The sequence below is a fragment of the Pseudomonas sp. LSJ-87 genome, from assembly GCF_032971465.1.
GTDB lineage: Bacteria > Pseudomonadota > Gammaproteobacteria > Pseudomonadales > Pseudomonadaceae > Aquipseudomonas > Aquipseudomonas putida_Z.
Window position 1 is genome coordinate 34,832 of the sequence record NZ_JAWJYQ010000045.1, and the last position, 23,709, is coordinate 58,540.

Sequence of the window (23,709 nt, forward strand, 5' to 3'; positions counted from 1 at the left end):
GAAGTGGGAATAATACTGGTAGAGGGACGAAGTGAACCAGATTTTATACGTCGGTGAGTTGGTTTTGTCTAGTGCTTTCCCCGGCATTGGTAAACTGTCGGGGTTGGATCGTGAGAGAGGCGAGTGCGAGGTCACCTTCTTCGAATCCCCTTTGAACCCTGAGGCGAGGAGGCTCAAGGTTGATCTAGCCGACGTTAGGAAGACTCAACTTTATGAGGAAGCAATCGTTTATTGTCGAGATCAATTGACAGGCATCTGGCGACGTGGCCGGTACGGTGGTTCGCGGCCACTCAATCGGCACTTGGTGATCTTTCGCACTGACGATAACGATCAAGCGGTGGTCGATATCGATGAAATCTACTGCCTGAACCTCGGAGCGCAGGGTTTGCTCGATCCTTCGGCGTTCCTGGCGGCTAGGGCTAACGACGCGCCTTTTTTCTTCCCGCTGCGCCAGAATTTCCTCGAGGCCTATATTGAGCAGCGGGCGGCTTGCCGTTCCATCGGTGCGATTACCAGCAGCAGCGTAGAGTTGGAGCCGCATCAAATTGCCGTAGTTAGACGCATCCTTAAGGACCCATGTCCTAAGTACTTGCTAGCGGATGAAGTGGGCTTGGGCAAGACGATCGAGGCTGGACTGATCATCCGTGAGCACGTGCTTCAGAAGAAGTTCGACGCCAACGTTTTAATTGCGGCGCCGGCCTCTCTTGTCACTCAGTGGCATGAGGAGTTAAAGGGCCGATTTCATCTTGGCGAGTTGATGTCTACAAAGCATCGATCGGCACAGCTGATTCGAGTATGTAGTCATGAACAGTTGGTGACGGCTTTGCGGGAGGGTGGCCAGCCTAGCTTGTTGGTCGTAGACGAGATGCATCAATTGGCGCCGTTGGCTTGGTCCTCTGAGCAACACTCAAATGACCGATTTTTGGCGCTCGCGGAGGCCTGCCAGGCAGCTGAGGTGACTCTGTTGTTGTCGGGAACCCCATTGAATGGGAACGAAAGAAATTTCCTGGCGCTGCTGCACTGCTTGAGTCCCGAAGCTTATGAGATCTCGGAAGCGGGGGTTCAGCGTTTCATCGCTCGAGTCAAGGAGCGTGAGTGGCTTGGCGGGTTGTATAGCGCACTGACCCCGGGTAACTCGAACGCCGCATTGGAACAAGCACTACAGGACCTGCGGGGGAAATTCCCTGAGGATCAGGAGTTGCATGAGCGAATCGGCAGTTTGATGCCGTTGGTGGATCTCTTCGCTGAGGAGAGCGGCGAGCAACGCGAGCAACAAATCATAGGCTTGCGGCATTACCTCGGAGAACACTACCGCCTGCATCAGCGCATGCTCCGTAATCGCCGTGAAATGGGGCATCTCGCGCAGTTGTTCCCAGGATTGGCTGGTTTGCGCCGTCAACGCTGGCCGATACAACCACGCAGCATGCCATTGGATCTGTTGCTGGAAGAGTACCGCAGCCAGGCCTGTCGGGATCCGGATGAGTTCCAGGCAATGAGTACTGGAGATTACCTGAGTTGGGTTGACGACTTGTTGGGCAGCCCAATTCTGGTCAAGCAGCGAGCTGATAGGCTCGACGGTGAGTTGGCGGCGACGCTTGAAGCAACCGAGCGGGAGTTTCTTGCCGAAATATCCAAGCAAGCCTCAATCGAGCAGGCGTGTAAAGATCGGAGTTTGATCGCGAGTCTGGAAGAATGGTTGGCCGACAACCCTAAGGGCAAAGTGGTTGTGTTCTGCGGTGACGAAGTAGTCGCGGATCATGTTGCCGCTAAGCTTGCTGACTCTCTGGCTGTAGGTATCGAGCGCAATGCTTCCGACCGCGACTTGCAGTTCTTGCTGTCGGATGGTTCTGTACGGGTATTGGTTTGCGATCAAGGTGGTGAAGATGGTCTTAACCTGCATGGGGGGCAGAAACTCGCCGTGCATTACAGCCTACCGAGATCGTTCAGTCGCGTTGAACAACGTCTGGGACGATTGAACCGTTACAGCGCTAATTTGCGTGGCATCAGACCTGTGGAAAGCTTGGTTTTGATGTCTGACCATGATGGTTTATTCAGACGGTGGATAGATCTGCTCGACACATCGGTAGGTGTGTTCAATCAGACGGTGGCCAGTTTGCAGTACGTACTGGAGGAGTATCTCCAATCGACTTGGCAGGCCGTCGCGCGATCCGGCGATGAAGAATTGCTTGACTGCGCCAAGCAATTAAGCGGCGAGGGCGGCCTGCTTGACCGCGAGCGTCGTCGGGTGAAAGTACAGGAAGAATTGCTTGCACTGGACGAGGATGTCGCCAAGGCACGGGACTTCGCTGAAACAATTTCTGAGGCGGACGAAGTAGCCGAGGAGCAGATTGGTCGCATGTGTGCCTGGATGACGCGCGGCTTGAACTTCAGGCTAGAGGGGGATCTGCAGCAGCAGTTCAGGTTGGGCTTCGGCTTGGACCCCGCAGAGCGTGGCGGTCGTACTCTGGTGGACGTAAAGACCTTTATTGAAGGTTGCATCACGGGTATTGATCCGGAAAGTGGTAACCCGCCATACACCGCTCCCATGAGTTTTTCGCGGCAGCAGGTTTCAGCTAAAACGGGCGTGTATCCCTTCCGTTACGGTCAGCCGTTCGTGGATTCCATATATCAACTGGCCGCTGGTGATTCGCGCGGAGCAACCAGTGCTTTTTTGCGCGTGCTCAAAAAAAGCAACTTGATCGCACCGAAAATATTCTTCCGCCTTAATTGGTTGGTTGCCGCTACGAGGCTTGGGGCTAGTCGCCTGGAGCAACTCCGTGGCGATGAGATGATGCCGCCTTCAGTGCGGAGCCATTGGCTGGCGGAGGATGGTAGTCTGGTAGTTTCTGAGAGTATGTTGAGGTCTTTGGAATGGCCTTACGACAAATCAAGTCCTGGTTTTCAAGATATCAATTTACGCAGTGACGTCTGGCCTGAACTGGAGTCCTTGTTACCGGAAGAGCATTGGAAGCGAATGGTCTTGGAGATCATGTCTTTGAGTCGCCAACAGACTTTGGCGGATTTGCCTCAAATGAAGATCTTTTCGTTTGAGCCGCAACTGCATCTGCTATCGATGCGTGCAGTAGTAGTGTGCACGAAAAAAATGCTGCAGGGGGCGTGATGCAAGCACAGTGGAATGCGCTACAAGCAGCACTATTGAACCAGGGCGTGCTGGGCGAGGCCAGCGTGCTGTCTGAACCGTTTTTTATTCGGTTACTAAAGGTATTTCAGGATTCTCAATCAGGTCCGGCGGATCGCGCGACGGTGTGTCGGGATGCTTTGGGATGCGCATTGGCGCACGGCATCATCGATCCTGTGTTACGACTACCTACTGATGCTGTTGCAAATATATATCTTGCTCGCGCAGGGGTAGTCCGGGATGCCATGACCGGTTACGTGCGGATGATGGATGTTCCGAGAGATGATGCTCTTGCTGTTTATGGACATCGACAACGTCGTTATCTGAAGGCCGTGCCAATGGACGTAGCTTTGCGGCAGAGGCTCAAAAATGAGCAGTTCCTTTCATACCAAGGGCTTGGACAGCAAGCAGCCGTACGCACAGTTTTGACATCCCCTCCCGACAGCACGCTGATCATTAATCTGCCCACTGGTAGCGGGAAGACTCTCGTCATTCATGCACTGAGCCTGTTTGCGGGCAAGCAGAAACTTGTGCTAGCCATTGTGCCAACCGTGGGGTTAGCGCTGGAGCAGGCTGCTCGAGTCGCTGAGGTACTTAACCGCGCGGATTGTGGTCATGGAGGAAGTTACGCCTTGTATGGAGGTCAGGCGGATGCTGAGCATCAGCAAGTCCTTGAGCGTCTAAAAGACGGAGATCAGCGTATTTTGTTTTGTTCTCCGGAGTTGGCTATTGGCAAACTCCGGCCGGCGCTTTTTCGGTTGGCACAGGAAGGACGACTAGAGGCTCTGGTTGTCGATGAGGCACATATGATTGACCACTGGGGGGCTGGATTCCGTCCAGAATTCCAGTTGCTGGCACCTTTGTTTCGCTCGTTAAGGGACCACTCGCCGAAAGGTTTACGTACAGTTCTGATGTCGGCAACCTTCAGTGATTCGACTTTGCAGTTGCTTAAGGATCTGTTTGTCCAGGAAGGCAAGCAAGCGATTGAAATCCATGGTGGCTTCTTACGTCCAGAGCCGAATTTCAATGTACTGAAAACTGCTGACCCTGCAGAGCATCAACTTGCTGTACTGGAGGTGCTCCGGAATTCACCTCGGCCACTTATTCTGTATACCACTAAGAAAAAAGAGGCTGAAAACTGGAAGAATTTACTGCTTGTGGAGGGGTTTAATAGAGTCGGTCTGTTCTATGGATCAACCGCTGCAGATGAACGTGACGACTTAATCCGCAAGTGGCGGAATGACGAACTGGATATCATGGTTGCTACTTCCGCGTTCGGAGTGGGCATGGATAAGTCCGGGGTGAGGACGGTGTTGCATGCAACGGTACCGGAGAGTCTAGATCGGTTCTACCAGGAGGCGGGACGGGGAGGGCGAGACGGTAAGGCCTGCTGGTCTTGGCTTATCTACCATCCAGGGCAGTTGAATATTGCGGGAAGGCTATCGCGAGAGAAGTTGATCTCTGCGGAATTGGGGGTGGAGCGCTGGAAAATGTTGTTGGGGAGCAGGGAAGTCAGTGGTGAAGATTTCACAATTTCTAGATCTGCACTGCACCGCGGCCTGCCTCGGCATAGCAAGCGTAACGAAATGTGGAATTTGCGTACCTTGCAGTTGATGCAGCGTGCGGGGGTGATACGTCTGTTTTTTTCTCCACCCGAACCGCCACAGTTCGAGGGTGAGTTAACACCCGAGAATAAGCAGGCTGTAACAGAGTATTTTGAGGATTATTTTAGCCGTATCGGCGTTCAGATTCTTATCGATTCCCACTTGGCGCCAGAGGTTTGGCAACAGCAGATAGCCCCGCGTCGTGATCAAGAAAAAAGGGCCAGGGCTGATGGTTTTGATCGTTTAACCGGATGGCTAAAAGACATTCAGCAACCGCTATGCTGGATGTTGGATGAATTTTATCGCCCGAGCGGAATTGCCCCTGAACGCAGTTGTGGTGGATGTCCTGGTTGTCGCAGTCAGGGACGAGGAAGTTTTACTCCAACACTGGGGAATATATTTCATCTACGTGATTTAGAACCATCACGTATGCCTAGTTGGATGCCATCTTCGCAGTTGCTTCGGGTCCGTTATCGACCTGAGTCGTACGCCAGGGTTACCTCTAAGGCGTTGCTGCACAACTGGCGTTTCTGGTTGCAGAATTTACTGCGTACTAGGCAAGTTCAGGCTGTGCGCGCCAGTCGGGTAGTGCTGGATGAAATGTACCAAGACGACGCCTTGAAAGCGTTACCGTTCTGGTGTGCCCTTGAACCACAAGACAGTGCGGGGGGATGGGTTGAGTTGGTGCTACTGATGCCCGGAGAAACCCATTTACCGCCTTCGAGTTTTTATGATCCCCCAAGAGTTATTGTTGCGCCTGAAAAATTGGCTGACCCGTCTTCACCCTATCGCACGTGGTGGGAATGCCGTCCCGGTAGCAAGCTTTTGGAAAGTTTTGTACAGGAGTCTCAGTAATGTCGATGGTAAACAATGCCAACCCAGGTGGCAGTTTGGTGTTGCTTAACCTAATTGATCGAGCACTGGTGCGAAAAGGTAAAGCTATATCTCGCATTGACGTTTTGGAGGTTTTTCGTCCTGAATCTTTACCTAAGTCTGAAAATGCTAGAAAACGATTTGAGTCGAATTTGGATTTTTGGCTGAGGGAAGGGCTTTGGTTGCAAGATGAAGGTGGCACGATCTCTGTACCCGAAGACGCGACAGACCGAAATTTAGCGCACAGAGTGTTGAAGGTAATAATCAGTAATGCTAGGAAAAATACTGACCAGGCCCTTTTAGATGGCAAGCGGGTTGAGCCTTTTTTTCGGGCTATGACCTGTCTGCTGGCGCAGCAGGCCTATACCTTCATGGGTGGAGAAGTGGTGTTGCCTGGTACAAATGGTAATGCGCAAGAAGCAGTAAATCGCTGGTTACCTGGTGAGAAAGCTCTCAATCTCACCAACGAGCTATCTACTTTTTTACAGTACGGCGATTTTTTGGGATTTCTTGAGCCTTTCGATGCGGGCTACATTGTTGATCCTACTCGAGCGATCGAGCCGTTTTTAGAGTCACTATTTGCAGTTGAAAATAAATTACCATTGAAAGTTTTTATTGAACGCTTGGCCAAGAAAATACCACTATTGGACGGTGGTCATTTTCGTTGTTTGCTCGAACCTCTCATGCAAGAGTTAGGTTGGCATCCAAGAGAGGATCATCACGTCAGTCCAGCATTAAGCCACGCATTAGTTCGTTTGGAGAGTTCTTTCCGTTTGCGTTTTGAGAAGGCCTCCGATGACGCCTCTAGCATGGAATTGCAACTTCCTGGCGGAGTGCCTCGATTTGTGAGTGATGTTATTTACGTTCCAGTGGTGATGGCATGAGTTTGATTAATTACTGGCCTCAATCTGAATATGTCACCCAGTGCATCCGTACAGAGGCTGAAGAACTGGCAGAACATGTGCTTCTGGCAGTGCATGAGCCAATGCAGTTGTTGCGTATCGGCGCAGGGGTGGACGAACTTTGTGACGAGCAGAATCTGCTTGATCACTTTCTGTCGATAGAGCGACCGTTGCCTATCATTGGACGCTCAGGGGTTGGTAAGTCCCATCTGATTCGCTGGATGGATGCAAAATTAAAATTGCACTCTGATTACCAGAGTTGGCATGTCGTGCGCATTCCAAAAAATGCCAGTCTGCGTCAGGTGCTGGAACTATTATTGGCAGGGCTTGAGGGGGAGGAGTTTGAGCAAGCGCGTGACCGTATTAGTACTGTTGGTGAGCAATTGAAGACGGGGATAGTTGCGGATCTGCTGCTGACATTCATGTCTCAGCAACTGAAAGAACTGCACCAGGATGCGACTCAGATGATGGAGTATTATCGTGAGCACCCAGAGTATCGGGCGCAGTTGAGTGATGAAGAGAAACGGCGCTTGCGAGATATTCAAACCTATACCTTGCCTGGGCGAGGGCTTTCAGAATTAATAACCGACTCTAACTTCAAAAAAAACCTGCTTAACCCGGAACATTGCATTTATCAGTTTGCTAGTCGTCTTACCCATGGGGCAACTGATCATGAACTGATTCGCAACGATTACCAGATCAAAGACGGTGATCTTGATTTTAGCTTTAACCTTGATGATCTGTCTCTAAGCGCTCGGCAGTGTGTCAGTACTACGCAGTTGAACACTAATCAAGTTGCCAGAGAGGGGGCTGCTCGGGTACTTAACGAGGTTCTTGGGGAGTCTACACGTACTGTCTTTGGATATCTTTTTCAATTCAATGGTGGCAGTTTTCAAGATCTATTCAAGGAGATTCGTCGCTCACTGAGAAAACAAAATCGTACGCTGGTGGTATTGGTAGAGGATATGGCGGCCATCTCTGCTATCGAGGACGTACTGATTGATAGTCTGCTGGAGGAGTCGGTACGTGATGGTGAGCAGGAATTATGCACGCTGCGTTCGGCTATTGCGGTAACCGACGGCTACCAAGGTTATCTACGTCGGCAGGATACAATTAAAACTCGTGCCCAGTATGAGTGGCATATCCGCGAGCAGGGGCAGGACCGTGAGTTGACCTTAGAGCGGATTATCGATTTTTGCGGACGTTATCTGAATGCCGCCCGTTATGGAGGCGAGGCGTTGAAATCTTCATGGCTGGTTCGAGAGTCTGAATCGTGGCCTCCAGTTTGGTCAGATTCCGATGATGGTGGCGATGACTTAAAAGCGTTCGGTTATGCGTCCAGTGGGATACCTCTTTTCCCTTTCAATCGTAATGCGATTGAAGCACTGGCTGATAATTTTTGTCGTAAAGGTGATGAAGAACTAAAGTTTAATCCCCGGCAGGTGTTGAACGAGATTCTCTTGCGGACCCTTAGCGATTATCGCGGAACATGCTTGTCAAATGCGTTTCCTCCTGCGGATTTTGCGGGAATTAAGGTCAATGCTAGATTGTTAGGAACTTTGCAGAAGCTTGAAAATCCAGAACGTTGCAAAACATTGGCAGCGATCTGGGGATACGGGTGCCGTTCTGTTGAAGATTTGCAAAGTAAGATTGATCGACGGATTGCAAAAGTTTTTGGCCTGGATGGCTTGGTTACTATTCTTAAGGATGGAATAGTTGCTCCAAGTCAAGGTGCGGTTGAACCATACAGTCCATCAAAAATAGTTGGAAAATCAGATGTTAGCGTAGTTGCGGATTTGGACGTAGATCCAGATAATGAAGCGCTACATCAGTTGGAAGAAGCAGTAACGTTATGGTTTCAGGGTAAGCAAAAGTTAGGGCAGTATGAGTCAGCGGATATACGTAAATCCCTAGAGCAGATGTACCAGCTTTACGCCAGGAGTGAGTGGATTGGAATTGCTGTTAGGCCTGCACTCAAAAATAGGTTGATTCCTATTGAGTTGCCTAATGCAATGGGTAACCTAGCGGGTTGGACAATAAAGTTCTGCACTCAAAAGGATTTCGAAAGTCCAGGAGTTTCAGATTTTTTGCAAGGTGTGGCGCTTGCATTTTTACGTTATGAGTATTTTAACCGCAAATCCTCTTCCGTTGGTTGGCAGTATCGTGGCGGTTTTGATGATTATCTTCTATACCAGAGTTTTGCAGCACGTTGGGTACCGGATGTTTTGCAGGCACTAGCGATTGAGGCACGACAAGCCTTGCCAAATTTAATAGGTAAGCAGTTGCAATCGGCGATGACGCTGGGTTTGCTGGCGGATAGTAATAATGATCGTGAACGCTTAAATGAATTGCTTAGAACTGCCGAGGAGGTTCGTGCAGTTGAGGTTCCGGCAGTTGTTCCAGAACTAAAGCAGGCGCGCGACCAAGCATTTGATGGTTGGGATGCTCAGCGTGAAGCCTGGTTGAAACTAGTTTCCGCAAATGATCATGGGATGGACGGGGATTCGGCGCTAAATGCTTTTAAAGTCGCCAAGGGTAATCAGGATGCTCAACTTTCTAAGTTGTGGGGCATAATTAGTCAGGCTCTAAGATTTTCAGTTAATATTGTTGAGGTGCTAGAAGGTTGCACTCGACAAGATGTCTTCTGTTCGTTGCTGGATGAGATGGCTGACTTAGTTCGTGATATCAGTGTTGGTGGGCAGCATTATCCAGTTCAGTCAGACTTCCCTAGCTCTAAGAAAATGCGGGCTTCGCTGGTTGCCTTGAAAGATAGCGAGAGTTGGAGGGTGGTGAAAGACTTGCTTGCGCTTCGTGAGGAAACGGATGTTGTTAAGCGACTGCAGCGAGTCAATAAACTTGATGGTCAGCGATTGGAGCAAGTAGTGAAGGCTCTAACGGATTGGAGCAAATTTTACAATTACGTGTTGCCAAGGTTGGAGTCTGAAAATAATAAGTGGGGGGGCGACATTCTGAAGCAGTCTCAGGACAGTGTTACCCGTCTGCTCGAGGATATGGCAAAAACCGTGACTGAGTTGCGGGAGGAAAGTCATGACTGCGCTTGAACAACAGATCAAAACTCTGCGCAATGAATACCTGCTAGGTCAGTCTGCTGGACAATCCCGCGAGTCAATCGAGGACTGTAAGCATATTTACGAGCGGTTCCACAATGTAGCTAGTAGCCTCAAAGCTATGGCGGCCAACACGGCAGTGCTCAGAGCGTTGCCGGCAGATGCTCCAGAGTTTATGCAGTTAAGTTCTGAACTGCAAGAACAATGCAGTAAGGCAATTGGAAGTCTTAACGAATTCATTGGCGTTTGGTCGCAAAAGAAATCTGCAGCTCGTCAGGATGATGCTCTTGATAACGCGCAGGTAGCACTTGAGAAACTAACTACGCAGTTAGAAGAAAAAGTCTTATCTTGTTGGAAAGCCTGGACCTCTAAGCTTGATAGCTTATCCCGAGTTGAGCAGGTGATGCTTGATACCCAGCGCGGTATTCCCGGTGTCGATAAATTCTATACGGAATACGTCGCTCTGCGTAAGAAGTTCTTGGCAGAGGCCAAACAGATTCCTGAGACCGTGTGGAATATCCAAGAGTTAAATAAACTTGCAGTACGCATGCAGGAGTTGCGGGATCAGATGAATTTCGATCTTCCGGCAGATGTTGGTCTTTTTTTTAACCAGCTTAATCAACCTGGAAGCCTTGGTCAGGTACCACTTTCCATCATGACGTGGGAGGCTTTTCAGTGGCTTCAAGAACACGATCTGTTGGGAAAGTTCACAGTTAGTCGGAAAGCTTTCTGATGGTGATTAATCTAGGGCAGTTGCACGCTTGCTTGGATAAGTTAGAAGAACTGGAAACCAATATATTGGTTTGGGGTGATACCGGTGGTTTCTTCAGTGAAGATGAGGTGTTGACAATCCTGGAGGAGGTACTGCCCGATCACGATCCCTATGATGTGCTGATTGAGTTAAGTAAGCATGCGATGCTCATCGAGGTGCCCCATCCTGAAGGCCTAACAAATGTTTACCGGACGAGAATGGGCGAGGCGGCGCACCTATATCGCAATCTTCGACAATGGTTTCTTAAGCAACCGATAGATCGCTCTCGTACACTAGTGTCGGATTTCCGCTTTTTACGGCGACCTCGTAGTTACCCCAAACGCAATCAGGATCCGGCGCAACTGTTGCCTGAGTGGTTGCAGTGGTCAGGGATGCATGCCCCTGAACATTTAAAAGCAGCCATTGAGTCATTACTCGGGTCGGCCAGAAACCCACTAGATTTGGCCGGTTTTCAGACCCGCGCCACATCGAGAATTTTGCAGGCTTTCAGTGCGCATCGCAACGGACAGACCCATGCCTCCGGCACCATTGTTTGTGCCGGTACAGGTAGTGGAAAGACGCTGTCGTTCTATTTGCCAGGACTAGCGGCGCTCGCTGAAGACCTGTTGGGCAATCACACACCCAGGGTGCGGATTCTAGCCATCTATCCGCGAAATGAACTGCTCAAAGACCAGTTTATGGAGGCATGGACCCAGTGCCGTAAGCTCGATGGCCTGATGCAGGCTGGAATTGGGCGCAAGATTCGCATTGGCGCGCTCTACGGTGATACTCCTACTGAGTGGCAATGGGCTGGGGTAGATTTTAAAACGAAGAAACCAAGGCTGGCATTTGACTTGCTGCGTTGCTCCAGCAGTAGTTGCGGCGGAAAGATGGAATGGATTGCCAGCCTGCAAGAGGTTAAATGCAATCGCTGCGGGCACCGAGTGGCCGATGACGAAGTGGCGTTGACTCGCCGTTGCCAGGCAGATTTCCCGCCGGATATTTTGTTTACCACCACTGAGATGCTCAATCGCAAACTTGGGGATTATAGTTGTAACCATCTTTTTGGTGTCGGCCCGCAAGCGGGGCCGACGCTAGTGTTACTTGATGAGGTGCACACCTACGGCGGTAGCAGTGGGGCTCAGACGGCGTATTTACTCCGGCGTTGGATGAAGCGCGCTCAATGCCGGCCTCATTTTGTGGGGTTATCTGCAACCTTGACCGATGCCGCACGGTTCTTTGCCGAACTGGTCGGGGCGCGCCAAAAGCGTGTTGAACTGGTTGAACCGTTGCCTGATGAAATGTTTGATGAGGGGGCGGAGTACCTGATGGTGCTGCGTGGTGATCCTGTCTCACAGACTGCTTTGCTATCGACCACCATTCAGGCCAGCATGCTAACTAGGCGTATTCTGGATGCCCGCAAGGGCTGTTCTAAGGGAACGTGGGGGAGTAAAACCTTCGTCTTTACCGACGACTTGGACGCCAATAATCGTCTTTATCACCAACTAGCAGATGCCGAAGGATGGCGTACGAATAAGTGGGGGCTAAAACCTCACCACCCCACACTGGCTAGCTTGCGCGGTCCGAAGAATGAGCGGGGTGTAGATGAGCAGGAAGCGGTGCATCCTCTAGAACGTGTTCGTCTAGGGCAAGACTGGAGGGTGGGCACTGACATAGGCCATTTGCTTAGTGAGGATGATCGCGCGGTAATCGGTCGTACATCAAGCCAAGATGTAGGAGTCGATGCTGACGCTGAGATTGTCGTTGCCACGGCCTCACTTGAGGTGGGCTTCAACGACCCTGCAGTGGGGGCAGTACTGCAGCACAAGGCGCCGCGTGATGTTGCGTCATATTTGCAGCGCAAGGGCCGAGCAGGTCGCTCTCGTACCATGCGCCCTTGGATGTTGGTAGTCCTTTCCGAGTTTGGTCGCGATCGAGTTGCATTTCAACGCTACGAAGAGTTGCTTAGCCCAGAAATTAAGCGGCAAGGTCTGCCGTTACACAACAGCCATATTCAGAAAATGCAAGCAGCTATGGCGCTACTCGACTGGCTAAGTGAGCAAATAGGCAGTGGCGCCGTTTGGACGATACTGCGAAAGCCTCAGGCTAATAAGAGTGGTTGCAAGAGATTATTGGTTTTAGTTGAGCAACTACTGCAACCAGGCAGCCTGCAAGATGAGTTTACTGCTTATTTGAAAGATGCCCTGCATGTCGACAACGATGCTCTGCTGCGTATTCTTTGGACTCCGCCGCGTTCGGTTATGCTTGAGTTGTTACCTGCTCTGCAGCGCAAACTGGTTACCGACTGGTGCGCCAATGGCCAACTCTGGGAAGATTTGGCTAAAGGAAGTTCACCACTACCGGAGTTTATCCCTGAAGCGCTGTTTGCCGAGTTGAGTTTACCCAGTCTGTTTATTGCCTTGGTGCGCAGTGTGGATGCGAGCGTCGAGTGGACAGATTTGCCGATTTTCCAAGCTCTACGCGAGTTTGCCCCTGGGCGGATTTCCAAGCGCTATGCCATTGACAGCAACTTTGATGCTGACTGGCTAATTCCAGCAAGTTTCGTTCCTGAACCTGGCGTCGACCAGCAGTCCGAGTTTGAGGTTTGTGAGGCTTTTGGCGAGCAGTTACGTGATGAGGGCCTGGTTGGCAGTAGCGCTGCTCACCCGTTGACAGTACTGCGCCCAAGCGTCGTCTATACCCGTCGTCTCGAGCCGAAGTTAAATCTAACTGAGAAAAGCAACGCGCGATTTGTGTGGCAAGCCGAGTTTCGTGTGCCGTCATTGACTGAGGTGCATGAACCTCCAGTCGGAAGTTGGGGAAGACATCTGACCGATGTGACCTTCTGTTTGCACCAGCAAATGACTCCTCTGGAGGTGGTGCGATTCAGCACCGCAGCGAATGCCAGTTTGCGGTTTACCAACGGGGAAAATACCCGGGTGAGATTTGACTGGCAGCGCAGCGGTGAACCTGTAGCTATCGGTGCGCGGCAGTGGGTCGATGGCATGCGTTTGCGCTTTCAGATTAGTGATCAAGTGATTGGCGATATGTTGGCAAGCCCACAGGTTTTACGTGGACTCCGCCCGTTATTCTTCCGTCATCTTGTTGATCAACTAGATATTCTTGGTGGTGATCCATTCAAGGCAAATTGGATTGCCGAGTGTTACTTAGCCGCTTTGGCCGGAGAGTTGTTTGATCTAGATCCTACAGAGGTTAAACCATTAACCAGTGCGCTAACTCGGTTGCACACGACTGCCGGTATTGAGCGCTTGCGCAAAATTCCACAGAGTTTGTTTCAGCCCGATGAACAGTTGGAATCTGTGCAAGAGCAAAAGTTGCAAGCGGATCTGCGTGAGTTACTGGCGCGGGATGATCTGCTCATCTGCCTACAGGAGTGCGCCCGTGCACTGTGGGTGGATGTAGATTTGCTACCTGAATTGCCTCTCTGGAGTCGCACATTGTTAGCCAACACTCTCGCTGCCGCAGCCCAGCGAACAATGTGCGTACTGCTGCCGGATGTTGATGAGCGGGCGGTATTGGCCGATGCGGTATGGCTGGAGGACTGCCTGGAGATCTGGTTGAGTGAGTCGGAGGCTGGGGGTAACGGGATTATAAGTCGCTTGGAGCAAGTATATTTCGAGGATCCGCTTCGCGTTCTTAATACTCTCGCACGTAGCCTACAGCCAAGTGACTATGAACAGATTGATTTTGATCTGTACCAATTGCTGGAGCTAGTAGTCCCAGGAGGTAATCTGGCTGATGCATTAGCCTCGGTGCGAGGGGCCGGTGATTTGCAGCACCGCCGTGAAGCCAATGCAGAACTGCACCGACTTCTGCTCAGCGAAGGCTTTGCCCTGAGTCACAGTTTCTTGAGTGTGCTGTATTCGAGAGCTCTAAGACCTGGCAGCAATGACTCCACTGACGCAGCCTTGTTTGAATTACTGAGCGCCTGGCGAGCGTTGGAGGCTGATAGCGGCCTTGAATGGGCCCTAAATATCGCAGCTCATGCACTTGCGTCCAAAGATCTGGGTAAGCAGGCAACCCCTGTTGAGGTGTTCCAAGGGCTGTGCCGCAATCAGGGGTTGTTGTGGCCACGTGGCAATGCCATTCGTCAGTCTGAGATGAGTTACTACAACCCGTTCCAAAACGGTGTTGCCACCACTGAACGCTTACTTGGCAGTTTTCTGTTTGCAGAGCAAGAACCGCTTGTTCAACTCTCCCCTGGCTACTTGGCTGAGTTGCACGGAGTGTTATGCCGAGCAGGGCGTGCGGACCTGCTACTTCCGCGTACGCAGATCACCAATATTTCGCAACTGATTGCTGAGATTCAGTTGCAACCGGTTGATCACTTAGGGCTTTGGTTGTATCCGCGCATCGGGGCTATGGCTCGGTTGCAGGATAGTGTGGTACTGCGAATCGAACTGGCTGAGGCCATTCAATAAGAGATTTAGCATGACTGATCAGCGGCAAATTTTTTTACACGGCCCTCTGGGGCGTAGACAGTTTCGTGAAGTACTTGGCGGGTTAATGGCGGGTCTATTACTCCGTCCAGAGCCTATATGGCTAGTGTCACCCTGGCTGAGTGACTTTCCTGTTCTGGACAACTGTTCCGGGCAGTGGGACGCACTTGAACCTGGTTGGGGCAGTAGAGAGGTTGGTTTTAATGAGGTATTGGCGCGAGCAGTTAACGGTGGTTGCCGGTTGCGGATTGTAACCAGAGACGACGTTCACAGTCGTCGGTTTGTCCAACAACTGAGCGGTCGCTTGGTTGCCGATCAAGATTTTTGTTACCAGTACAGTGATCAGGTTCATACCAAAGGCCTGCTTACTAAAAATTGTTTTTTGAAGGGTTCAATGAACTACACTTGGAGCGGTACAAATCGCAACGACGAGCACGTCATGTTGACAAATAACCCTCAGATAATTTCCGAAGCGCTACTGGAGTTTGAAGATTATTACCGCTTCGAGGCGTGTTTATGAGCGAAGTGCCGGCCTGGTTGCAACCGTTTTTCTCGGTCGATAATAAGATCGATCCAGAAAAAGTAATTGCCGGAAAATACCCGCAACCGCATCAGCGTTTGTTGGAACCATTGCTGAAAAGTGCTTGTGCCGGGCAGTGGCCGCTATTGTTGCCGTACAGTCGACCTCCGGAATTATGTTTCTACGCAGCGGCTGAGGACGGCCGAGCGCTGGAGGAGTTACGTCAGGTACTTTCGGCGTTCTTAGGAACGGCGGGTACCGCTCCTGGTTATGGTCTAATCAGCACTCCAAATAATGAGGGACAAAGTGCATTGCTAGCGCGTTCACCCGCAGGGTTGTTGCGTATTGACTTGCTGGACGGGGTAGGTGAGCAGCAGAGGCACCGGATATTTACAGTGCTCGCTAATGTGCTGCAGTTGTATCGTCAACGTCCCGCACTTATGTCATTGGCTAAACGGCCAATAGGTCGAGTTCTGCGTGATTTCATGTTGGCCTACCGACTACATGATGGCGAAAATGCTTGGCGCTTTTACGGCGAACTTAAGAACTCGGGAGGTTTCAGTCCGCCTAACCTGCTATCGTTAGAGTTGCAGGCATTGGCTTCAGCAGACCGTTGGCAGGACATTATTAACCATCCACGCTTGCCCAGTCTACTCGGCGGTCGTATACCGTTACGGCTAGTTCGCATAATGCTTCGAGCGCTGGGGCATCTGGGACTCAATCGGCTGCTTATTACTGATGTGATAGCCGGGGAAAGCAGGGATGAGTTGGCTGATTTGTGCTACCCGTTAAACCCGCTATTCATGTCAGTTCCGCTGTTTGAGGTTCACGAAAGCTTTAAGCAAGACTGGCAGTTGTGGGTTGCTGGTGCCGCTGTGTTGGGGAATGTGCAGATTCAGCAGCATGCGCCCGTTTTTGTCGATTCGGACTGGTTAAGAAAACTACTACATTGGGCAGGATCAGTTCAGGTAGTTCAACCTGAGGTTGATATACAGACGGTGGTCGGTGAGTCGAAAGCTCAGGAGGAGGGGCCTGGAGCGGTACAAGCGTTACTGCAGCGATCGCTGGATGTGTCATTAGGTGAATTGCAGCAATTGTGGCAACAGTTGCAGGCCATGCCTGTGTCTTGGTTTGAACCGCTGCAATCATTTCCTATGATGACTGCAATTTGGCAAGATATGCAGAAGCGCTTTTCTAAAGAACAGTTAGGCGGTTGGAATAGTTGGTTTCAGCGCTTGGATGATGCTGAATCGCTAGATGGTGGAGTGGAGCGTGAGGCACAAGAGTACTGCGAAAATTGGACAGTTGAATCCTTTAGCGCGGAAAAGTTGCTTCACTGTATCCAGGCCGGATCGCCTACTGGGCAGGCGGTTCTTCGTAACACGCTGCCGCTGCTCCTGGATTGGTTGGAGGAGCGGGACTTGACTTGCCAAGGAGTTCTCTGGTTAGAACTGTTAGAGTTGCTAGCCCTTGATTCCATAGTCAATCCAGCATTGCTGTCACTGGCCGCGCAACTGACACAGTTGATGTTAGCGCAGCCGTTCACCGTCAATGAATATACGAGGTTGATCGACGCGATATTAATGCTATGGGAGGTCAATAAAGGGCCTGAAGCGTATTCCAAAATGCTGGAGTCGGTGGATGTGCTACTGGATGCGCCCTGCCCAGTTGAGCCATTGCGTCGCCAGGTCTGGCAAGCGCTACAGGATTACGCGGCAAAACATTGGAGGCAAATTAAGGATCCAGCGGTACGCCAGTTGACCTTTGTGCTAATGCGAGAAATTCTTGAGGTCGGTGAGTCAGTTCCAGACTTTACCGATAACAAAGACTCTAACTCAGATACCGACTCAGCGATAAGATCAGTCCCTAACTTACAAGGCAAATTGTTGGCTATCTACACCCTCACTGAGGGGGCCGCGCGCCGCGCCAGGGATGTACTGGAAATTATTTTTAAAGGGCTCAAGGTTGAGATCAACAGCGATCATACATCTACGCCAGCCTTGTGCCATCTAGCTAAAACCGCAGATTATTTTGTATTCTCATCTCGCAGTTCAAAACATCAGGCGTTCTATCCTGTGATTAGTGCAAGAAGAGATATTATCTATCCGCATGGTAAGGGGGCCTCAAGCATCATTCGTGAGTTTATAGAGGGGGTGGAGCGGAAGTATATTTAGATGTTGGAGTATTATGGACTTAATGATTTTGAAAAAGGTCATCATTTCCTCCAGCGCAAAACGCAGCGGTCACCACTGAGGCGGCGCTCCACCATCACGGCGCAGAGGCTGGGTACTGAATCTTCGAGTTGCTTACGGATAAAAGCACACAGGTTTTCGATTGTGGCCGGCCCCAGATCTTGCACCTCGTCAAGTAGCCGGTGATCAAGCATCTCGCGAACACGTGCAATCTCGCTTCTTAGGTAGCCTAGGTCAAGTAGCATGCCGGAGCTGACATCTGGTTGGCCTGCGACGGTTACCTCCGCTTCATAGGTATGCCCATGGATGCGGCGGCTACTTTCGGTCTCTATGCCGCGATTCAATGTATGGGCAGCCTCAAAGTAGAACCGCTGCGACAATTCGCAGACCGTGTTGCTATTCGAGTTGAGCATGGATTCAGCGGCGGGCGAAGGGGAGGGAAGAGCAACCGGAGGCGTGGACATCAGCGGATCTCCAATATTTTGTGTGTTTGCACGGACAGTCGCCACTTGGTATTGGCTTGACAATAGGCAATTGCGGATCGAGTGTTTTGCCGTTGCAATGGACCATCCATTGGTTGTAATAGGTAGTACTTGAAGTCATTGGCGGTAATGGTGTCGGGCAGCAGTCCCGGTTGTGGGTAGACGAGTTTCAATTCGTCACCGCTTTGCTGTACCCATTCAGTGCCAGCCTTGGGACTCACACAGATCCAGTCGATACCGGCAGGCGCTGCGATGGTCCCATTTGTCTCAACCGCTACCTCGAAATCTTGGCTATGAAGTGCATTGATCAGGTCCTCATCGACCTGTAGCAACGGTTCACCTCCTGTGAGCACGACATAACGGTGCGCTTGGCCAACTGGCCACTGCGAGCTAATCCGCTCGACCAAGGCCTCCGCGCTCAGGTACTTACCTCCCAAGGTTCCGTTTGTACCCACAAAATCGGTGTCACAGAACTGGCATACCGCTTGGGAGCGGTCGGCTTCCCGGCCGCTCCAGAGATTGCACCCAGCAAAGCGACAGAATACTGCTGGCCGGCCCGCTCGAAGTCCTTCTCCTTGCAGGGTGTAGAAAATTTCCTTAACGCTGTAGGTCATACGTCGTTATCCCGCTGGAATGCCTCGAAGCCGTTTCGGCGCAATTCGCAAGCTGGGCAGTCATTGCACCCATATCCCCACTCATGTCGACGCTGACGATCGCCTAGGTAACAGGTGTGGGTTTCCTCCTGAACAAACTCGACAAAGCCAAGCCCGCCAAGGTCTTTGGCCAAGTCCCATGTTTGTTTCTTATCCAGCCACATCAAGGGTGTCTCGATAACCAACGGTAAATCCATGCCAAGGCCGAGAGACACCTGCAGCGACTTTAGCGTGTTGTCTCGACAATCTGGATACCCTGAGTAGTCCGTTTCACACATTCCGCCTACTAGTACGCTAAGTCCTCGTCGATACGCGATGGCGGCAGCAAAGGTGAAGAACAGCAGATTTCGCCCAGGGACAAAAGTGTTGGGAAGCCCGTTCTTCTCAAATTCTATTTTCTTCTCGGCTGTCATCGCTGTATCGCTGATCTGGCCGAGTAATTTGATATCAATTACGTGATCATCACCAAGTCGCTTAGCCCAGTTTGGGAACCTGTTACGTATTTCCAGCAAGATGTTTATCCGGCACTGGAGTTCTATTTCGTGCCTCTGGCCATAATCAAAGCCAATAGTCTCAACGTACTCGTAGCGCTCTAGCGCCCAGGCAAGGCAGGTTGTGGAGTCTTGCCCGCCTGAAAATAAAACTAAGGCTTTTTTATGCATATTCCCATCCTCGGAACTGGGCGTGTACTTAGCGACGCTTCAGTTCGTGCTTAAGCTTTTCGGTCAGGTACTTCGTAAGTAGTCCGATATCGGTAGGAGTGTTTTGGATACCGTTCCAGGGGCGTTGGTCAGTTTCTGAAATATGCCATTCACCACTTGTCCATGCGGTGTGAGGTTTCAAAAGTTTGAGGCCTTTGATGAACTCTTCTTTGCTGGCCGAACCTTGATCGGAGTAAAGCATTTCCATAACGAAACTCAACGATACTAGGCCCGCCCCGTGCTTCAAGCGTGAGTTTCTGGGCGCTAGTCCTTCCCACTCCGATCTGAAAACCACGCGCACTGCGTGAAAGAAATTGTTGATGAGTTCGATGCTGCGTCCCTCAAAGTCATCGAATTTCATAAAGCTACGAATGGCGCCGTCGTTAGCAGAGTTCATTACGAATTTCTGCATCGCCATGTCGCTTAAAACTCCCTTGGGGTTTGTATGTTGCTTGATCTCGCCGAACAGAGAGGAGTTTGGTAAGAAGTTCAACAAATCAATAATGTGAGCTGCAAATTTGCGACTGGTGAATCGTTCGGGCAAGCCGTCAACAGTTGGTAGAAGTTCATAAATCAGTGACTTTGGAAGCGGTCGCGTATTGTTAACGAGCACAAACTGTTGTCGTAATTCGTTGTAGTCTTTACAAATCAATGCAGATACGAACACCTGGAACCCAGGCTTTTCCATCGTCGCAAGGGCACTGAGTCGTTGTTGGCCATCAACCACAAAGCCTGGCTTGGAATCAGTAGTCTCAATTACGATTTCTACGATGCCTTCGCCGAGGTCTTTAATCGTGACTCCATCTAGAAAGGCTAAGATGATCGCGTTAGGGAGCAATGCATCATCGCGTTGAAGGTAGTCCCGAATATCTCTAATGTGCGAGGCAACCTGATGGCGCTGAAAACCCTTAAGATGACCGTCTTCATTGCGTCCGACTCTCTCAATTTCAGAAAATTCTAAAATGTCATTTGGAGTGGCCGCGAAAGAAAATACGTCATGCCCGGATGCCTGTTGGGCGCGCACACCCTTGAATCGATAGATCATTGTTTCGAAGATTCCAGAGTTTTCTGAAGGTGGCGGTGATAAACGCCCAGGTTGTGAAACCCGCGTCTTTTGTTTCTGTTACTTGCTCTAAATATAATGGTTTCGATGCCAGTTGACTGGCAAATCGAGCACTGGCATTTTTGCCACGGCTTATCTCTCAGTGTGGGTGAGATCAGTCGGATATGTTTTGCTATTTCTTTTTCCATTTCCGCTGGTGATGATATCGATCCCGACAGTGTTAGCCGGAGATAGTCGACTAGCACTCCTAGGGTTGAGTCGAAGTCGAGCAGGCCCTTGTCGTACTCACGGATTGCTAACAATGCCGATTTTTCTTTTTCTTGTAGTTCTTCTGCGCTCAGCGTCCCTTTTTTTATTCCCTGCATAAGGCGTGGGTTTTCAATCGCCTGAGGGATGCGGATGGCGGTGTAATAATCCAGTTTGCTTGTTGTGGTGCCCATGTAATAGTTGCATTTTGCATCTTTGAATGCGCGTATGAGGGGGGACGTTGAGTCAAAGCTGGTAATGCCATATCCAGTGAATTCATGTATGTTTTCAGCTTTGGCAAAGCCCAGGAGATGAATGTTTGTTTCTGGCTTAAGGGTCGCACGAAGCGCTTTCAGAACTTCGTGAATTTGATCGACCTTTAGAGGAACTAACCCCCCGATTGCCAAGTAGCGATATCCCATCTCTTCTAGTTGTTTGGCAGCGCTCGCCATGCTCTGTGGAGACCAACCCTGCACTGCCCCTAGAGGCTCAAAGGGCCATCCTGCCTCTTTCACCAGGCGCAGAAATTCTTGCGCATTTTTTAGTGTGATTTCGTACCGGAACAGCACATCTTCCGACTGACTCTCCGCTGGAGGATTGCTGGAGTCGCAGTCGAATATGATGTGGTCCGGCGAGCAACCGTGGGTGAATCCTGCATCTGAGTAGAACTCTACTACCTCGCTTGGGCTATACGCAGGGGTCGGATGCTCTACATAGGCGAAAGCCCCACAGTCGCCCAAAACCATAGTGTCTTTGAACTGGACGCCATCGAGTCGTAGAAATTTGCGCACACCCTCTCTCAAGAAACGCTGCTGTTCGGAAGTTGAATACCGAACCTTTGAGTTAGCGACCCCGTTTGCGGGCCGCACAGCGCTCATCGAAACCAATAGTCCGTCATAAGGGATAGGAGACATCATTTCGTGCGCATAGCGGTCATCCCAGTATCTCTTACGGCCTGGCGCATTTCGATCGTTGATGAAGTCGTAGTCCGGGTCTACATAGTCTTGGGTGTCGGCGTATAAGAATTTCATTGTTGAGCGCTGGTCATATAGAGGCGGATCAAGGTTTCTTGCAGTACCTTGATATCTTGGGGGGTGCTTTGGATTTCATTCCACTGGGCATTAATAATCGGCCACTGACCTGATGTCCATGCGCAGTAGGGGGCTACTCTGCTCAGTTCATTTAGTATGGCATCGTAGGTCTCGCGCTGCCCTCCGATTTTGGCGTAGATCCGATCCATAAGAACGCCCATGGCAATTACCCCTGCTGAATGCATGAGGCGACTGTTCTTAGATTCAAGTGCCCACGCCCCTGGGAACGTATCGCGGACTGCTCGCCAGAAAGTCGTCAGCAGGTGGTACATGGACTCAACGTTAGCTGCACCGTCTCTGCTAGAGGTGTACGGAGCCAATGCCCCCAGCGGATTACTAATGCTGTTCCGGATCATCGTGATGACAGCAGTGTCAGTGATAACTGCTTTGCAATTGTGCTCGGACGAGCGCTTTATGAGTTTATAGAAAGGAGAGTTAGGATCACGGCTAAGAAGCCCGCATAACTCAGCTGGAGCTTTGCGAGCACTCAGTTCGCGGGGCAAAAGAATACCGCCCGTCTCTGGCAGTAGTTCATTGATCAGTCGAGTAGGCAACGGCTTCGCTTTGTTGACCAGAATGAACTGCTCGCGCTGGGTGGTCAGGCTGTCAGATACGAAACCGATCACTGGAACTGGTAGATCTGAATTGGCTGCTTTCGCTAGCGCTATCGAGCGCTGTTGCCCGTCCACGATCCAGGCAGATCTCGAGCCTTCCTCTCTAATAGGGATCGTCAGGGTACCCGCTTGCGAAAGCCCCGCGTCGCCGGTCGGCTTGCTTCCGCGTGCGGCAACGAAGCGTAGGTCCGGTGACAGCGCCAGGATGATTGCGTTGGGGAAGAGCACGTTTCCCTGATTGAGGTACTCGGTAATCCCTTTGACATGGTTTTTAATCTCGGGGCGCTGGAAGCCCTTGAGGGGGCTACTATCTTCGCGAGAAAGGCGGGTGATGTCAGCAATCCGGACCAGGTCAGATCCTTTGATGAATAATGCGTACACATCAAGGTTGTCGCCTTGAGTGGTGCGTAGTGCACGCACCACAATCGCATTTTCGCTCGTCATGCTTTGCTCTCTATGCTGTCCTGGCATTTGATGTCGCGCCAGATTTTCCGGAAACGCGATTGCTCGCACGAGACCTGGGCCACATCCCTTAGGTAGCGTAACAAGCGGGTGGAACTGCCTTTGTAATCGGCCCACACACATTCGAGCATGTAGGCAATTTCACTGTCCGATGCGCGCCGTCGGACAGTCATTTTGGCTGGCGACAAATCATTCATCGCGTCGGAGACGGCCTTCCGAGCGATTTCTGCAGGAGCACTCGACAGTTCAAGAACCTCAACGAAGTGACGCATGGCTCTCTGAGGGAAATCATTGCGAGTGCCTGGTAGTTTTGAGCCTTCAAGGCGTTCGTCATAGGGCATCGCCACGCTTCGCAAGCGACGGGGAAGCATCTCAATGCCTGGGCGCGAAGTGAATATCCTGACCTTGTCTATGTGTGCATCCTCTATTTTTTCGAGGTCTGCAGCTATCAACTGAACGTAGCTTGAAGTGAGTGCGATCAGCGTTAAATCGATGTCGGGCTGGCTGACGAGATCAGCTAGGGCGCCTGCTCTTTCACGGGTGCCATTCACGGCTTCCCACCAGTCTGACGCGCGGAGGCCCCATTTTTCGAGGTGTGGGATGATAGAATTCGGATCTTGAGACACAGTCAGGTCGTAGGGCGGACACTTATGATCGCTCTCAACCAACCCTAAGCCGGTCGACGCGAACATTAGCCTCGCTCCCAGCCTCGTAGCGACGCACTTTGCGTCGGAAACGCTCCTACCCAGGTAAAGTGAAGATGCCGTCTGAGTGGCAGGACGTTCGTCGACTCGCTCCTTCCACGCGTGCGCCATAGCTGCAAGCGATGGGTAGCATGCGTCGCTCAGCACCACCGAGGGCAGGCCATCAAGGCGCTTTCGATTGGTG

15 protein-coding genes are annotated in these 23,709 nt (G+C 51.1%); 8 read left to right on the forward strand and 7 right to left on the reverse strand.

The window, feature by feature from the left end; translation table 11 throughout:
* Positions 1–31 precede the first annotated feature (31 nt).
* The 8 genes from dpdE to dpdD are packed head-to-tail and all read left to right on the forward strand — an operon-like array spanning position 32 to position 17,491.
* A complete protein-coding gene (dpdE, locus tag RYH74_RS22440) occupies positions 32–3,121 on the forward strand; it encodes a protein DpdE (protein ID WP_317410155.1) in 3,090 nt (1,029 codons plus the stop codon).
* Positions 3,121–5,598 (forward strand): protein DpdF, encoded by a 2,478-nt coding sequence (gene dpdF / locus RYH74_RS22445; protein WP_317410156.1) that lies wholly within the window; start codon positions 3,121–3,123, stop codon positions 5,596–5,598. The genes dpdE and dpdF overlap by 1 nt, the downstream gene beginning before the upstream one ends.
* A complete protein-coding gene (gene dpdG / locus RYH74_RS22450; protein ID WP_317410157.1) occupies positions 5,598–6,500 on the forward strand; it encodes a protein DpdG in 903 nt (300 codons plus the stop codon). The genes dpdF and dpdG overlap by 1 nt, the downstream gene beginning before the upstream one ends.
* Positions 6,497–9,580, forward strand: coding sequence for a protein DpdH (gene dpdH / locus RYH74_RS22455; protein WP_317410158.1), 3,084 nt, complete (start codon positions 6,497–6,499; stop codon positions 9,578–9,580). Before dpdG ends, dpdH begins: the two co-directional genes overlap by 4 nt.
* Complete coding sequence (locus tag RYH74_RS22460) at positions 9,567–10,319, forward strand: hypothetical protein (protein WP_317410159.1); 753 nt, start codon at positions 9,567–9,569, stop codon at positions 10,317–10,319. The genes dpdH and RYH74_RS22460 overlap by 14 nt, the downstream gene beginning before the upstream one ends.
* Positions 10,319–14,779 carry a protein DpdJ gene (dpdJ, locus tag RYH74_RS22465; RefSeq protein ID WP_317410160.1) on the forward strand — a complete coding sequence of 1,487 codons (4,461 nt, stop codon included), beginning with the start codon at positions 10,319–10,321 and terminating at the stop codon, positions 14,777–14,779. Before RYH74_RS22460 ends, dpdJ begins: the two co-directional genes overlap by 1 nt.
* 10 nt (positions 14,780–14,789) lie before the next feature.
* Complete coding sequence (gene dpdK, locus RYH74_RS22470) at positions 14,790–15,317, forward strand: phospholipase D-like domain-containing protein DpdK (RefSeq protein WP_317410161.1); 528 nt, start codon at positions 14,790–14,792, stop codon at positions 15,315–15,317.
* On the forward strand, positions 15,314–17,491 hold the full coding sequence (dpdD, locus tag RYH74_RS22475; protein WP_317410162.1) for a protein DpdD: 2,178 nt from the start codon (positions 15,314–15,316) through the stop codon (positions 17,489–17,491). The genes dpdK and dpdD overlap by 4 nt, the downstream gene beginning before the upstream one ends.
* Before the next feature lie 41 nt (positions 17,492–17,532).
* Here the strand turns inward: dpdD and RYH74_RS22480 are convergent, their stop codons facing one another.
* The 7 genes from RYH74_RS22480 to RYH74_RS22510 are packed head-to-tail and all read right to left on the reverse strand — an operon-like array spanning position 17,533 to position 23,513.
* On the reverse strand, positions 17,533–17,973 hold the full coding sequence (locus RYH74_RS22480) for a 6-carboxytetrahydropterin synthase (protein WP_317410163.1): 441 nt from the start codon (positions 17,971–17,973) through the stop codon (positions 17,533–17,535).
* Complete coding sequence (gene queE / locus RYH74_RS22485; protein ID WP_317410164.1) at positions 17,973–18,605, reverse strand: 7-carboxy-7-deazaguanine synthase; 633 nt, start codon at positions 18,603–18,605, stop codon at positions 17,973–17,975. Before queE ends, RYH74_RS22480 begins: the two co-directional genes overlap by 1 nt.
* Positions 18,602–19,306: a 7-cyano-7-deazaguanine synthase QueC gene (gene queC / locus RYH74_RS22490; protein ID WP_317410165.1), complete on the reverse strand. Its 705-nt coding sequence runs from the start codon at positions 19,304–19,306 to the stop codon at positions 18,602–18,604. The genes queE and queC overlap by 4 nt, the downstream gene beginning before the upstream one ends.
* 28 nt (positions 19,307–19,334) lie before the next feature.
* Positions 19,335–20,390: a DGQHR domain-containing protein DpdB gene (gene dbpB, locus RYH74_RS22495; protein WP_317410166.1), complete on the reverse strand. Its 1,056-nt coding sequence runs from the start codon at positions 20,388–20,390 to the stop codon at positions 19,335–19,337.
* Positions 20,387–21,685, reverse strand: coding sequence for a tRNA-guanine transglycosylase DpdA (gene dpdA / locus RYH74_RS22500; protein ID WP_317410167.1), 1,299 nt, complete (start codon positions 21,683–21,685; stop codon positions 20,387–20,389). Before dpdA ends, dbpB (RYH74_RS22495) begins: the two co-directional genes overlap by 4 nt.
* On the reverse strand, positions 21,682–22,803 hold the full coding sequence (dbpB, locus tag RYH74_RS22505) for a DGQHR domain-containing protein DpdB (protein WP_317410168.1): 1,122 nt from the start codon (positions 22,801–22,803) through the stop codon (positions 21,682–21,684). Before dbpB (RYH74_RS22505) ends, dpdA begins: the two co-directional genes overlap by 4 nt.
* A complete protein-coding gene (locus RYH74_RS22510) occupies positions 22,800–23,513 on the reverse strand; it encodes a hypothetical protein (RefSeq protein ID WP_317410169.1) in 714 nt (237 codons plus the stop codon). Before RYH74_RS22510 ends, dbpB (RYH74_RS22505) begins: the two co-directional genes overlap by 4 nt.
* Positions 23,514–23,709: the final 196 nt, after the last annotated feature.

Excerpts from the sequence above, each read along its gene's own strand:
- dpdF (WP_317410156.1), top strand. The coding sequence starts at position 3,121 with ATGCAAGCACAGTGGAATGCGCTACAAGCAGCACTATTGAACCAGGGC.
- dpdG (WP_317410157.1), top strand. The coding sequence starts at position 5,598 with ATGTCGATGGTAAACAATGCCAACCCAGGTGGCAGTTTGGTGTTGCTT.
- dpdH (WP_317410158.1), top strand. The coding sequence starts at position 6,497 with ATGAGTTTGATTAATTACTGGCCTCAATCTGAATATGTCACCCAGTGC.
- RYH74_RS22460 (WP_317410159.1), top strand. The coding sequence starts at position 9,567 with ATGACTGCGCTTGAACAACAGATCAAAACTCTGCGCAATGAATACCTG.
- dpdJ (WP_317410160.1), top strand. The coding sequence starts at position 10,319 with ATGGTGATTAATCTAGGGCAGTTGCACGCTTGCTTGGATAAGTTAGAA.
- dpdK (WP_317410161.1), top strand. The coding sequence starts at position 14,790 with ATGACTGATCAGCGGCAAATTTTTTTACACGGCCCTCTGGGGCGTAGA.
- dpdD (WP_317410162.1), top strand. The coding sequence starts at position 15,314 with ATGAGCGAAGTGCCGGCCTGGTTGCAACCGTTTTTCTCGGTCGATAAT.
- RYH74_RS22480 (WP_317410163.1), bottom strand. The coding sequence starts at position 17,973 with ATGTCCACGCCTCCGGTTGCTCTTCCCTCCCCTTCGCCCGCCGCTGAA.
- queE (WP_317410164.1), bottom strand. The coding sequence starts at position 18,605 with ATGACCTACAGCGTTAAGGAAATTTTCTACACCCTGCAAGGAGAAGGA.
- queC (WP_317410165.1), bottom strand. The coding sequence starts at position 19,306 with ATGCATAAAAAAGCCTTAGTTTTATTTTCAGGCGGGCAAGACTCCACA.
- dbpB (WP_317410166.1), bottom strand. The coding sequence starts at position 20,390 with ATGATCTATCGATTCAAGGGTGTGCGCGCCCAACAGGCATCCGGGCAT.
- dpdA (WP_317410167.1), bottom strand. The coding sequence starts at position 21,685 with ATGAAATTCTTATACGCCGACACCCAAGACTATGTAGACCCGGACTAC.
- dbpB (WP_317410168.1), bottom strand. The coding sequence starts at position 22,803 with ATGACGAGCGAAAATGCGATTGTGGTGCGTGCACTACGCACCACTCAA.
- RYH74_RS22510 (WP_317410169.1), bottom strand. The coding sequence starts at position 23,513 with ATGTTCGCGTCGACCGGCTTAGGGTTGGTTGAGAGCGATCATAAGTGT.